Annotated in this window: 13 protein-coding genes and 1 riboswitch; of the genes, 8 read left to right on the top strand and 5 right to left on the bottom strand. The window is 48.3% G+C overall.

Annotated features, from left to right (window positions below):
* Positions 1–5: 5 nt before the first annotated feature.
* A complete protein-coding gene (gene speE / locus PAEAM_RS18850; protein ID WP_100528573.1) occupies positions 6–833 on the bottom strand; it encodes a polyamine aminopropyltransferase in 828 nt (275 codons plus the stop codon).
* 413 nt (positions 834–1,246) lie between these two features.
* On the opposite strand from speE, the gene PAEAM_RS18845 reads away from it, so the two are divergent.
* A complete protein-coding gene (locus tag PAEAM_RS18845; RefSeq protein ID WP_100528572.1) occupies positions 1,247–3,325 on the top strand; it encodes a transglycosylase domain-containing protein in 2,079 nt (692 codons plus the stop codon).
* 198 nt (positions 3,326–3,523) lie between these two features.
* On the opposite strand, the gene PAEAM_RS18840 is transcribed toward PAEAM_RS18845, so the two are convergent.
* Complete coding sequence (locus PAEAM_RS18840; protein ID WP_017691308.1) at positions 3,524–4,027, bottom strand: YwhD family protein; 504 nt, start codon at positions 4,025–4,027, stop codon at positions 3,524–3,526.
* A 101-nt stretch (positions 4,028–4,128) separates the two neighbouring features.
* Here PAEAM_RS18840 and PAEAM_RS18835 point away from each other — a divergent pair, with 101 nt between their 5' ends.
* The 5 genes from PAEAM_RS18835 to PAEAM_RS18815 all read left to right on the top strand — a co-directional run bounded on the left by PAEAM_RS18835 (position 4,129) and on the right by PAEAM_RS18815 (position 9,195).
* The gene (locus PAEAM_RS18835) at positions 4,129–6,120 is read left to right on the top strand and encodes a M1 family metallopeptidase (RefSeq protein ID WP_100528571.1); all 1,992 of its coding nucleotides are present in this window, start codon (positions 4,129–4,131) and stop codon (positions 6,118–6,120) included.
* A gap of 10 nt (positions 6,121–6,130) precedes the next feature.
* Positions 6,131–6,982: a hypothetical protein gene (locus PAEAM_RS18830; protein WP_036607309.1), complete on the top strand. Its 852-nt coding sequence runs from the start codon at positions 6,131–6,133 to the stop codon at positions 6,980–6,982.
* A gap of 245 nt (positions 6,983–7,227) precedes the next feature.
* Positions 7,228–7,365, top strand: a riboswitch (cyclic di-AMP (ydaO/yuaA leader).
* A 3-nt stretch (positions 7,366–7,368) separates the two neighbouring features.
* Positions 7,369–7,839: a C40 family peptidase gene (locus PAEAM_RS18825; RefSeq protein WP_100528570.1), complete on the top strand. Its 471-nt coding sequence runs from the start codon at positions 7,369–7,371 to the stop codon at positions 7,837–7,839.
* Positions 7,840–8,193: 354 nt separating this feature from the next.
* Positions 8,194–8,688: a GNAT family N-acetyltransferase gene (locus tag PAEAM_RS18820; RefSeq protein WP_100528569.1), complete on the top strand. Its 495-nt coding sequence runs from the start codon at positions 8,194–8,196 to the stop codon at positions 8,686–8,688.
* A gap of 150 nt (positions 8,689–8,838) precedes the next feature.
* Complete coding sequence (locus tag PAEAM_RS18815; RefSeq protein ID WP_036607288.1) at positions 8,839–9,195, top strand: c-type cytochrome; 357 nt, start codon at positions 8,839–8,841, stop codon at positions 9,193–9,195.
* Between the two features lie 74 nt (positions 9,196–9,269).
* Here PAEAM_RS18815 and rbsK read toward each other — a convergent pair whose 3' ends face one another.
* The 3 genes from rbsK to PAEAM_RS18795 all read right to left on the bottom strand — a co-directional run bounded on the left by rbsK (position 9,270) and on the right by PAEAM_RS18795 (position 11,138).
* Positions 9,270–10,253, bottom strand: coding sequence for a ribokinase (rbsK, locus tag PAEAM_RS18810; protein WP_100528577.1), 984 nt, complete (start codon positions 10,251–10,253; stop codon positions 9,270–9,272).
* A gap of 44 nt (positions 10,254–10,297) precedes the next feature.
* Entirely contained in the window at positions 10,298–10,594 is a 297-nt protein-coding gene (locus PAEAM_RS18805) for a 4a-hydroxytetrahydrobiopterin dehydratase (protein WP_017691315.1), read from the bottom strand.
* Positions 10,595–10,844: 250 nt separating this feature from the next.
* A complete protein-coding gene (locus PAEAM_RS18795) occupies positions 10,845–11,138 on the bottom strand; it encodes a hypothetical protein (protein ID WP_036607290.1) in 294 nt (97 codons plus the stop codon).
* Positions 11,139–11,371: 233 nt separating this feature from the next.
* Between PAEAM_RS18795 and motA the strand changes: the two genes are divergently transcribed.
* On the top strand, positions 11,372–12,172 hold the full coding sequence (gene motA / locus PAEAM_RS18790) for a flagellar motor stator protein MotA (RefSeq protein WP_036607291.1): 801 nt from the start codon (positions 11,372–11,374) through the stop codon (positions 12,170–12,172).
* Positions 12,159–12,977, top strand: a complete 819-nt coding sequence (gene motB / locus PAEAM_RS18785; RefSeq protein WP_036607292.1) for a flagellar motor protein MotB — start codon at positions 12,159–12,161, stop codon at positions 12,975–12,977. Before motA ends, motB begins: the two co-directional genes overlap by 14 nt.
* Positions 12,978–13,083: the final 106 nt, after the last annotated feature.

Raw genomic sequence — 13,083 nt, 5'->3', positions numbered from 1 at the left:
CCCTTTTATTTCGTTAAATCTTCCACGAATTTAGGAAGTACAAATGCTGCTTTGTGCAGACGCGGAGAGTAATACTTGGTATCCATCTCCGGGATTTGAGAATCATCCACTTCAAGCGGGTCATGTTTCTTGCTACCCATAGTGAATGTCCACAAACCACTTGGATAGGTTGGAATATTACAGCCGTACACATGTACGATCGGGAAGATTTCTTTGACGTCTTTGTTCACCTTCTGGATCAGATCCGCCTTGAACCAAGGGTTGTCCGTTTGGGCAACGAAGATTCCGTCTTCTTTCAATGCTTCGTAGATGCCTTGGTAGAACCCACGCTCAAACAATGGCGCAGCCGGGCCCACAGGCTCCGTGGAGTCTACGATGATCACATCGTATTCATTTTTATGTTCAATAATATGCATGTAGCCGTCGTTTACGAGCACTTCAACATTAGGCTCGTCCAACTTGCCGGCGATTTCAGGCAAATATTTTTTAGAGTATTCAATAACTTTACCGTCAATTTCGACGAGAACTGCTTTTTCTACAGCAGCATGTTTAATGACTTCACGAATGACTCCGCCATCGCCGCCACCGACAACCAGAACTTTTTTCGGATTCGGGTGAGTGTTCAGCGCAGGGTGTGCCGCCATTTCGTGATATACGAATTCGTCTTTTACAGTCGTCATCACCATGCCATCAAGAAGCAACATGTTACCGAATTCTTCGGTCTCTACCATGGCCAAATCTTGAAAATCCGTTTTCTCTGTAACATAGGTCTGCTTAATCTTCGCGGTGATCCCGAATACCGGGGTCTGCTTCTCCGTAAACCACAATTCCATAATCTCTACCTTCTTTCCGTAAAGTTAATGATCAGCCATACCCGATCAAGCGCTGTGCACTATAATCGGTTCGCCCAAGCACGTCCAGCGTTCGGCGCCATATCGCGTTATAATTGCTGGCCTGCGGGAAAGGTCCGCGGTTTCACTTCATTATATAGATTAAATTGACCAGAGCGTGCAGAGCGTCTGACTAATCAATGAATCAATGACCATTCGTCTGTTCGTCCTTACGCGCTTTAGTATCTTGTGCCGAATCTTACCTTTTCATTACCCTTTTGCATTATACGCGATTGACGTTTATACTGCAAAACGGTTTTTCCGGCGAAAATGCTACATTTTGTTCGCTTATGCACCCGATTGAATATCCCTGCCAATCAAGTCCCATACTGGAAGAAAAGAGAGGAGCCCGTTCCATGACCAAGCCAAATCAAAAGACCCGCAAACGCGGGTTCCGTGTACGTAAATTGTTTAAAAACCTGTCTCTGCTCGCCGTGCTCGCCATACTTGCTACCGCTGCAGGATTGGTCTATCTATACGCAACCAGCCTTCCCCTAGCAGACTCTGATCGGAATTCCAGATTACTGGACAGTCAGGGTGAAGTCATCGCTACCTTCTCCGCAGGTGGCAAAGACTCTGTACCCGTTCAACTGGAGGATATCGCTCCAGATTTGGTCCATGCCACTCTGGCTGTAGAGGACCGCAAATTCTATAATCACTACGGGTTCGACGTGCAAGGGATGGGACGGGCTGTGCTCGTTAACCTCGAACATATGCAGATGTCGCAAGGTGCGAGTACATTGACTCAACAGCTGGCGCGTAACCTATATCTATCTCATGAGAAAACATGGACTCGCAAAGCCAAGGAAGCCATGTACACGGCACAATTGGAGATGAAATACAGCAAGGATGAAATCTTGCAGATGTATCTGAACGAAATCTATTATGGGCATGGTGCGTACGGAATCGAAGCGGCTTCACGAATGTATTTTGGCAAATCAGCCAAACAGCTGGATCTTGCAGAGAGTGCCATGCTGGCAGGAATCCCGAAAGGACCTACCTACTATTCACCCTATAACCATATGAAAAATGCCAAAGACCGACAGAAGATTGTGCTGAATGCCATGGCTGATATCGGCAAGATCACCCAGGCCGAAGCGGATAAGGCCTATGAGAAAATGCTTTCGTTCAAACCGGAAAGTGAGCGTAAAACGGTGGAAAGCGCCCCGTATTTCCGTGACTATATCCGGAATCTGGCCATCAAAGAGTTGGGAATCAGTGAAGCGATGCTGGATCATGGGGGATTGAACATCTACACCACCCTGGATCTGCGTGTACAAAAAGCAGCGGAAGACGCCATAGCGAAGGGTATGGATGCCAAAAGTGAGCTGGAGACGGCCCTCGTGTCCATCGACCCTCGTACGGGCTACATCAAAGCCATGGTAGGCGGCAAGAATTACCGTACCAATCAGATTAACCATGTTCTAGCGACAACGCGCCAGCCAGGTTCGGCGTTTAAACCGATTATGTATCTGGCAGCCCTGGAATCCAAGCAGCTCACCAGTGCATCCATATTTAACAGTGAACCTACCCTTTTTCACTATGACAATGACCGCAAAACCTATAAACCCGGCAACTTTGGAGACAAGTATCTGGGTGAGATTGATCTAAGACAGGCGATCGCCGCTTCAGACAATATTTATGCGGTGAACACCATTATGCAGATCGGTCCTGAGCAGGTTGTGAGTATGGCAAAAAACCTCGGCATTACAAGCAACCTGAGCGCCGTACCTTCTCTTGCACTGGGAACGTCACCTGTCAGCCCGCTGGAGATGGCGTCGGCCTTTTCCGTGATTGCTGCTGGTGGACAACGGACGCCACCTGTAGCCATTCTACAAGTGACAGATGCTGCAGGACGTGTGCTCTATGAATCGCCTCAGACGAAGGCTGAGACCGTTGTGGAACCTGCGGCAGCTTATGTACTGACTCGTTTAATGGAAAGTGTCTTCGAAAATGGAGGAACGGGCAACCGGGTGTCTAAGGCGATCAAACGCCCGGTTGCGGGAAAAACGGGAACAACCAACACGGATGCCTGGCTCGTTGGATTCACACCTGAGCTCTCCACCGCGGTATGGGTTGGGTACGATCAAGGCAAAGCCATCTCAACTTCGGATGGCCGCCGGGCAGCGCCGATCTTTGCCCAGTTCACAGAACAGGCCCTTGCGAGCGTACCACCCAAAATCTTCACCGTGCCTGATCATGTCGTAAGTGTCTATATTGATCCGGAATCCGGCAAGCTGGCAGGCAACGGTTGTGAAGAGAAACGATTGGAAGTTTTTATTGATGGTACTGAACCGACAGAGGTATGCCATGGCACGACGGATGATTCGGATTCTGGAGAAGATGAGAAGACTCGTCAGGTACAGAATCAACAAGGCATACAGGAAGAGAAACATTCTTGGTGGGGAGATTTCAAACGTTGGTGGGTAGAATGACGTAAATGGGCGATGACTTAGTTGCGTCACCTATAACCCCTGGTTATATTGAACAATTGGAAATTCACTTTGGATGAAAACTCATAATTATTCAGATCGATGAATACGATTAAGGCACAAGCAAAAGACCCCCAACCGAACTTTCCGGTCAAGGGGCCTTTTGCTTTTTTTCTTTTAGACTGTGTTGAAAGATCTGCCTTAGGCGAGTGCTTCCTTCAATACATCTGGAGAAGCATTCCACCAGTCTTCGTTGTGTGAGATCAACAGTGTCTTAAGTGCAGCTCGAGCTTCAGGTCCAAGCTCATCCAGCATGAAGCGACGCTTCAAGGCATAATCCATGCGATTCACATGTTCCGCCAGCAGTTTCCATCCACGTCTTGCTTCCGTATCAATCCACATCTCACATGCCGTTGCTCCACCATACAGTTGGCCTTCCTCCGTGCGGTCGACAGCTACCCACACCAGCCATACCTGGCGTCCGTTGGGCACATCCTCACGATTAGTAGAGAACTTGATATTGCGTTCCACTTTGCTCTTCGCATGCATCGCACCGATATCGATTTTGGCTTCGCCATTATCAATAATGACCGGGGAAAGGTTATTCAGCTCAATGGAGCCTGCACCGAAGCCTTTATGCTTGCTTTTTGCACTAACGATATTCAAGGCAATCTGTTTTTTGCCGTTTTGCTCGTTTTGGTCCATGTTTATAACCTCCAAGGGTTGATACAAATATTTTAACTAATAATTGCCCCATTGCAAACATATACATGCTGTAGATGCTTGTCAACGGGAGGTATTTAACGATGATTCCACGACGCGCCAAGAGCTGGCTCACCGCATCCCTGGCCCTGTGTGTACTTGCCGGAGGGATATGGATCACTCTGGGTTATAATCGCTCAACTCATTCCGAATTGCCAGTACTCGCCCCCGAATCGGGCAAGCCTAAGGCAATAGCCCCAACGCCAGCACCTCCAGAAAGTGTACAGACCCCTACTGCCGAAGTGTACAGCAACCGTGTTGTGGAATATCACATGGATGTAAAACTGGTCGAAGGGAATGTACTGGAAGGGACTCAGACGATTACCTGGACACATCCAGGTAAAAAAACCGTCAGCGAGCTTTACTTTCATATGTATCCCAACGCCTTCTCTTCTGCTGACACCACCTTTATGAAGGAATCCGGTGGAAAGCTTCGGGGTGATGTCATGCCTACCAATGGCTACGGCTCCATGAACATTACCGAAATGAAAACGGAGGACGGGCTCTCTCTGCTACACCGGATGCAGTATGTGCAACCAGATGACGGAAATATCAAGGACACCACCCTCATTAAAGTACGCTTGCCCAAACCCGTCAAAGGCGGGGAAAGCATCACGCTCCACACCCGATTTGAAGTGAATCTGCCGAAGATTTTTGCCCGGATGGGAACTGCTGATCATTTTGTCATGGCAGGTCAATGGTTTCCCAAATTAAGTGCCTATGAACCTGTGGGCAGACGTGGACGAACAACGGAAGGCTGGAATCTGCACCAGTACCATGGCAATTCAGAGTTTTACGCTGACTTCGGTATATATAGTGTGCGTATTCGGGTGCCTGAAACATACAAAGTGGCTGCTACTGGATTTCCGACGCAGCAAGCCGTGGTGAAGAATGGAGAAAAGGTCTATCAATTTTACGCCGATGATGTGCATGACTTCGCATGGGCAGCTTCACCGGATTTTGTCTACGCCGAGGAACCCTTCTCTGCACCCAATGTGCCTGGTGTACGAATCAAGTTATATCTGGACCCTGCTCATCAGGATCTGAAAGAACGTTACTTCTACGCCGCGAAGGCCGCACTAGCCAATTATAGCAAATGGTTTGGCCCATATCCTTATGCTACCTTATCCATCGTAGTTCCACCCAAAGCGGGGAACGGTGCTGGAGGTATGGAATACCCTACGCTAGTTACAGCCTTTGGAGCCGATGACACCACGCCAGGTTATGACCTGGAACGAACCGTAGTCCACGAGATCGGACACCAGTACTTCTACGGCATGGTTGCCAGCAACGAATTCGAGGAAGCCTGGCTGGATGAGGGATTCACCTCTTATGCAGAAGACAAACTGATGGAGCAGGAATACGGATTGATTCCGAATCTGCCGGTACAATCGGGACTGATTACATCTCCTTCATCCTTAACACAAGAGTCCTGGAAGTTCGATTCACAGGATGAGTATGCAGCCAATGTCTACACACGCGGCAAGCTAGTATTGCTCGGCATTGAACATCAAGTTGGTGCCAAGAAGATGGAGCGTATTCTCTCTACCTATGTGAAGAAGTACCGTTTCAAACATCCCACATCCGCTGATTTTCAAAAAATTGTGGAGCAAGTGACCCGCACTTCCTGGTCTGATTATTTTGATCAATACGTCTATGGTAATGGGATGGCTGACTTTGCTGTAGAGAAGATTCGTATTACGCCCGTACAGAAAGACGGTCAAACATTGTACGAGTCATCCGTGACGATCGCAAAAAAAGGGAGTGATTACAGCGCCGTTCCTGTTCGCATTGCTTTTGAAGACGGGCATATCCTCACCAAGCAATGGAATGGCAAAGAAGATCGCATCACGTATAAATTAACTCACACATCCCCCGTATCCTGGGCCATGACCGATCCCCTGTACTCGATCGTGCTGGAGAACCGCCATATGAACAATTTCCTGAAATCCGGACTGGATGAGCGGGCGAAGTCCCGCTGGAGCATGAGTGTAACCAAACTAATAGAAGCCATATTCGGAGGTCTGTCATGGTGAGGTGGAAACGGTGAAAGCGAAAATACGTGAAGGCTGGTTTCTCGTCCGTCAGCATATGTTCATTGCCGCACTCTTATTTCTTTATCAACTCATTTGGGGATATTTCTTCTATCGAATGGTACAATCGGCCGTCATCCCACTGCTCCTTCGCTATCCAGATGCTGATGCCGGTGAGCTGAGTACACTTTTGTTCAAAATGGAAAGTCAACTTAACCTGTCTACCCATCCGGAGGTTCATCGTTATCTATGGATTCTCGGGGGCATGTTGCTGGTTCGCATGTTGATCAGCCCCCTCATTCAGGCAGGACTGCTCTACTCACTTCAGCACTTTAATTCTACAGAAGAGCGTATCCCCTTTGTCCGCGGAATCAAAAATCTGTGGAAACCGATGCTGCTGCTCCACACCATACGTACATTATTGATACTTCTGCCCGCCTACTGGCTCATACCGAAGCTCTACTCGATTCTCATGGACGGATTTCATTCCCTTCAATTACTTTTGCCTGGTATACCTTATGTTGCTGCCTGGATTGTATATGGTTGGATCATCCACCATGTCATACTCTACATGCAGTTCGGTGTTTCGGCACCAGAAGGAGAAGGGGGGGCTCACGGTACCCTCAAAGCCCTCTGGATTGCACTGCGTCATCTCATCGCCGTAATCGGCATTGCACTCCTGCTGGGCGGAGTACACCTGCTCGTCTTTGGGGCATTCACTACAGCCTCATGGTTATTAACGGGACTTACCGGACTTATACTACAACAGACGTATCCACTTGCCAGATGTCTATTAAGTCTGTGGAAAATATGCAGCCATTTCCGATTATGGCAGTCCAAAATATCCAAAGGTGAGAGCAGATAGTTTAAAAATTGTTACCATCACATGTTAAACTCATGGCCTAATATGTACTTATAAATAGGCAAACCTCAACCTTTCCCCGTCAAAGGTCGAGGTTTTTTTTGCTAAATTTGTTGCTAAACGTTGCCAAAGCCGTACTCCTCTGTTACAATAATCGCAGTGAGTTTTTAGTAACAACTTTGTAATCTTTACATTCATATTTGTAACTACTTAAAATTAAATCGTCATTTCTTGATTTCGCAGGTGCATAACTAGCATAGCCAAATTCCTGGCACCTGGGAAGCGGGGGAACCAGTTATGGGTGAATTGATCTTGCTACAGAGGGATCATAGGGGACCTTCAACCGAATCCTTAAGCTAACCTCGCAGGCATTGGAAGGGGAATATCTCTTGTTCAAGAAGAAATTAACCGCAGCTGTACTTAGCATCACATTCGCTTTATCGCTTGGTGCAGGTAGCGCATTCGCAGATTCAAAGATGGACACAGTAATTGATTCAGCAATGGGAACTACATACAAAAGTGGGGGAACAACGCTTAACGGCTTTGACTGCTCCGGATTTACCCGGTATGTATTCGACAAGTTGGGTATTGATTTGGCACGCCAATCCAGTTCCCAATTCGACATGGGCGATTCCGTATCCCGCATGGAAATGAGAGCTGGCGATCTGGTGTTCTTTAATACAACAGGTAAAGGCGTATCTCATGTAGGTATCTTTGTAGGGGATGGAAAGTTCGCACACTCCTCTTCTTCCAAAGGCGTTACGATCAGTGCATTGAGTGAAAACTATTGGGCCAATCGTTATGTTGGCGCAAAACGGATTATGAGCACGGACGCATATGAATCACTGGCCCTTGAATAGGGACAAGCTGAGCAACATGATGCTGTAACCATTAACCATACTGGAACGAAGCAAGAAGCATAACAGAACCGCCCGGTACATTCTCCGCAGGAATGTATCCGGCGGTTTTTTTGTGCTTCAATCCTTATTCATGTTGCAAGTTATACTCGGGGCATATCCTGCGACATCAACAGGTTCATTTTGCGTTCGTTCGTCCGTGCCCTTATGATGTTTTTACCCATCCCGTTATAATATAAACGAAATTACCGGAACTTTTGTTTCATTTTTTTTCTTGGAAGGAAGACTTGCTAAATGAACATCTCTTTTGTAGAGTGGACAAAGAGTTCTGTTTCAAGGAAAGGAGCATGCAGGTGTATGAAGGAAACCCCTGTGACGTTTCACGTTGTACCCATGCGAGAAGAACATGCGGAGCTTATCTGCAGTTGGCAGTATGATCCGCCTTACAATATCTACAGCTGGCTCCCCTGGGAGCAGATGAAAGCTCTGGAAGTGGAATTCGGAGATGCACAGCTGCGGCAGGAGCAATATGCAATCGTCCTGGATCAGAACGATCGTATATGTGGGTTTGCTCAATACTTCCCACTTCAAGGGGTAACCCGGATTGGCCTTGGCATGCATCCAGAGCTGTGTGGTCAGGGTCAAGGGACAGCTTTTGTCTCTGCCATTGTACAGGAAGCTATTCGCCGAAATCCCACGAATGAGATTGATCTGGAAGTACTCACTTGGAATGCTCGTGCCATTCAAGTCTATCTGAAGAGTGGATTTATCACCCAGGATACATACGAACGACAGACCCCAAGCGGCTTGAAGCCCTTTCACTGTATGGTTTATGAAGGGCCTCGCGGTTAGAATCCATTGCAAAACAACCAAATTCGCCCCTTGTTATGTGATTAGTTCAAAAAATTCCCACAAAATGCTATGATGTCAGTACAGGTTCCGTTATAATGATATGGATAGTTTCAGGTTAGATGATCTTTCATTCTGGAGGGGACATAAGGGATGCACAAATGGATCATGAGCGGAGTATTTTTTGCAGCATGCGCTTTAGCTATTGTTTTAATGTTTACGCTTCCAGGGAAAGAAGAAGTGGCTGAAGAAGCCAAGCCAACCATGCCGGAAGTAACATTGGATGCCGGACAAGCTGAAGCACTGGTCAAAGCCAATTGTATCTCCTGTCACGGGGATCAGCTTCAAGGTGGCGTAGGACCTGCTCTGGCCAACATCGGCAGCCAGGATGATCTGGAGAAGATCTATTCTACGATTGTCAAAGGTAAAGGTGGTATGCCTTCCTTCAAGGGCAAACTGCAGGATGAAGAGATTGCAAATATCGCCATGTGGCTGTCAGAGAAGAAATAATCTCTGCACACGCATAACAAAGAGGCGCTTAATCCCCTTTTGGGAGAATAAGAGCCTCTTTGTTATACCAACTATTAGGCCTCTGCGGCATGCTCAGCCAGAAAGGCCTCAACTTCACGTGCGGACGGCATCCCGGACTGGGCGCCGAGCTTCGTCACGGATAACGCGGCCGCACCCATGGCAAAGCCTACGGCCGCGTCCAAAGTCTCACCGCGCGCGAGGGCTACCGCCAGCGCGCCGTTGAAGCAATCGCCAGCGCCGGTCGTATCGACGGCGCTTACGGCGTAGCCGGGCGCACGGCACGCGCCGGCACGCCCTGCTTGTACGCGGCCACCAGGCGCCGCCGCGTACACAGCCCCCTCGGGGCCGAGCGTCGTGACGACAGCGGCCCCGAGGGATGCGGCGAGCTCTGCGACCGCCGCATCCAGGTCTTCCGGCCGGAGATGATCCCGGCCGGTAAGCACGGCAAGCTCACTGCGGTTCGGCGTGACAACGTCGACGCACCGCAGGAGCTCCTGGGGCAGATCCGGCACCGCGGGAGCCGGGTTGAGCACCACCAGTGCGCTGCCTTCAGCCGCCAGTTGGGCGGCGCGGGTAACCGCTGGCAGCGGGATCTCCAGCTGCAGCAGCACCGCTGTGGCTGCAGTCAGGCTTTTAACCGTATCCGCCTCTTCCAGCATCTCAGGCACCACTTGCCCATTCGCACCAGGAATAACGATAATCCGGTTGTCTCCCCGAGAGAGCCAGATGGAAGCCGTCCCTGTTACCGTGTCTTCCAATATGCGAACCCGCGAGGCATCTGCACCACTTTCCGTCAGACTGTGCAGCAGACGTTCGCCAAAACCGTCCGATCCCACCGCACCAATCATCGTAGTCTGTCCACCCAGACGCGCAGCGGCAACAGCCTGGTTGGCCCCTTTGCCACCAGCGAGATAATGCAGCTCCTCACCGCTCACCGTCTCTCCCTCTTCCGGAATTGTGTCTGTCTTCACCACAAGATCCATATTGAGACTGCCTACGACAGCAATAAGAGATTGTTTCTGATTATAGTCTGACATGTATGGTTCACTCACTTCTGGCCGCGTGATAATAACCAACCTCGTTATTGCGACCTCATTTTGTCATAAGCTTCGTTATATTGGCCTGCTTCCTTGATATCTACAGATGTGATACCACCCGCATCCCATGACGTGAGACGCAGTGTAACCGTTGTATAATCAATTGTAATAAAAGGATGATGATTGAATGCTTCCGAGATCGCAGCGACCTCATCCACAAATGCAATCCCTTTCATGTAGTTGGAGAACACGAATTTACGTACAATCCACCGTCCCTCTTCCAGTTCCCAGCCTTCCAGCCTTCCCAGATGAGCTTCGACTTCCTCTTGCGAAAAAACCATGCGTTATCTTCCTCCCCATAGGATGGTACATTACAGACATGCGTCCGTATAACCACCGACACCTTCAGTGCGATCAACAGCAACCTCAAAGGCCAGGCTCACCGCCATGCGGTTGGCCCATTTCACGACTAACATCTTACCACGGACAAGCTTCAAAATCCAATCAACTACATGGCATAGAACCAATAACCATAAGGCTTTGAGGGGAATTCCAATTCCATTTACACCCCTAAAGATGCAAGTAAACACACTAAATTAAAGGTACAAATGTCAACTCTTCTTCCCCGATCAAAATATGAATGCGGTGCTGTTCCTTATCATGGATGACCACGCCACTTCCAACCGGAATAACGGACTCCTCGCCCAGCGCATAGAACAGATCCTCCGCCAATGCCTCATCCACTTCAAGTTGGTCAGATGCAGCCAGTCTCCCCCACTCTTCCGCGTCCATTTCAAAGAAAACATACCGATCCGGTATGCGTCCGATTGCCGTTGTCAGATCTGTCAAAATTCCTTCATAATCCCGTCCATGCTTTACGCCCATTGGCTTTTCACTCCTATTCGGCCCCTAAGGAGCGGATTTGATCTTATTATACCTGAAAATAGCCCTTAAAAAAAAAGGCCTTCTGGTCGATAAATACATATATGACCGTTTTAACTGTTTTAGCAACCGTAAGGAATGCCTAACATTGAACGGATTGCGGCCAAAAATTCGTCCGGAAGCCCGAACACAGCCGCTTGAAAGGATTCAATTTTATCTCATGGATGAGGTGTATGATGAACATTTCAACGATTATTGGACTAATTTTGGGGCTGGTCTCCCTTGTATTTGGTATGTTCTTGAAGGGTGCGCCCTTAATCAACCTGGTTAACAATCCCGCAGCCTACATTATTATCTTTGTTGGTACAGCAGGAACCATCTTTATCGCATTTCCGATGTCTGAAGTTAAGAAAATCCCTAAGCTTTTCGGGATTGTTTTCAAAAATCAAGTACTTATTGATCGCGTATCCCTGATCGGCACATTTATGGATTGGGCTTCCACTACCCGTCGTGAAGGTTTGCTTGCACTGGAATCAAAAGTAGAAGAGATTGACGATCAGTTCCTTCGTGGCGGTATGCGTATGATTATAGACGGCAACGATCAGGAATTTGTAAGTGATGTGCTCATGGAAGATATTCATGCTACAGAGGAGCGCCACCGTGGCAGTGCCTTGATCTTCGCTCAGGCGGGGATGTACGCACCAACGCTCGGGGTTCTCGGGGCCGTTGTAGGTCTCATCGCAGCACTTGCCGATCTCAGTGACATGGAGAAACTCTCCCATGCGATTGCGGCAGCATTTATCGCAACACTCCTTGGTATATTTAGTGGTTACGTGTTATGGCACCCGATGTCTAACAAGCTGAAACGGATGTCCAAGCAAGAAATGGAGATCAAGCTGATGATGGTTGAAGGACTGTTATCTATACAATCCGGTGTCTCCACCATCGCCATCAACCAAAAGTTATCCGTATTCCTGACACCTTCCGAACGTAAACAACTGGAAGAGAAGGAGGGATCACCAGGTGAAAAAGGCTAAGAAGCACGAACCACATGAAGAGCATATAGACGAGAGCTGGTTGCTTCCCTATTCCGACTTGATGACCTTGTTGCTCGCTCTGTTTATTGTATTGTTCGGTATGAGTTCAATCGATGCAGCTAAGTTCGAGCAGATGGCTTCCGCACTAAACAGTGCATTAAATGGAGGTTCCGGGATTCTGGACCATTCGTCCATGAATCCGGATACGCCAGGTGCTGATTTGGGTAAGAACAAACAGGAACCTACAGAAATCACCAAGAAAACACCAGCTCAGATTACAGATGCACAGATGGCTAAGAAAGAACAAGAAGACCTGGAGAAACTCAAAGAGCGACTCGACAAATATATCTCGAAGAACGGGCTCTCGGACCAGCTGAACACCAAGCTGAATCAGTCTGAATTGAAGATCACCATCAGTGATAACGCCCTGTTCTCCTCAGGCCGAGCAGATGTGAAGCCTGAATCACGATCCCTGGCCAAAGCAATCTCAAGCATGCTGCAGGAGTTCCCTGAATATGAAGTGGTTGTATCCGGTCATACCGATAATATTCCCATTTCGAACAACCAATATAAGGATAACTGGGATCTAAGCGCAGATCGTGCGCTCAACTTCCTGAAAATCCTGTTGCTGAACTCGCAATTGGACCCTTCCAAATTCACACCAAGTGGTTATGGAGAGTATCACCCAATTGCCAGCAATGACACCAATACGGGACGGGCACAGAATCGCCGTGTAGAGGTATCTATCATTCGGAAGTATCAAAGTAACAATACAAATGTAAAAGCCGTTGGCGGAGGAAACTAGAGGCCTGCAGCGATTCATTAACCAAAGACCGTTCTCCAGGTACAAGGAGAACGGTCTTTTAGGTTTATATAAGGCTTATGCCTGGTTCATCTACATATTTCCTTAC

Source organism: Paenibacillus sp. GM1FR (genome assembly GCF_002803315.1).
Taxonomy (GTDB): Bacteria; Bacillota; Bacilli; order Paenibacillales; family Paenibacillaceae; genus Paenibacillus; species Paenibacillus amylolyticus.
Note: the sequence above shows the minus strand (reverse complement) of the source record. Positions and strands in the feature narration are given on the sequence as shown.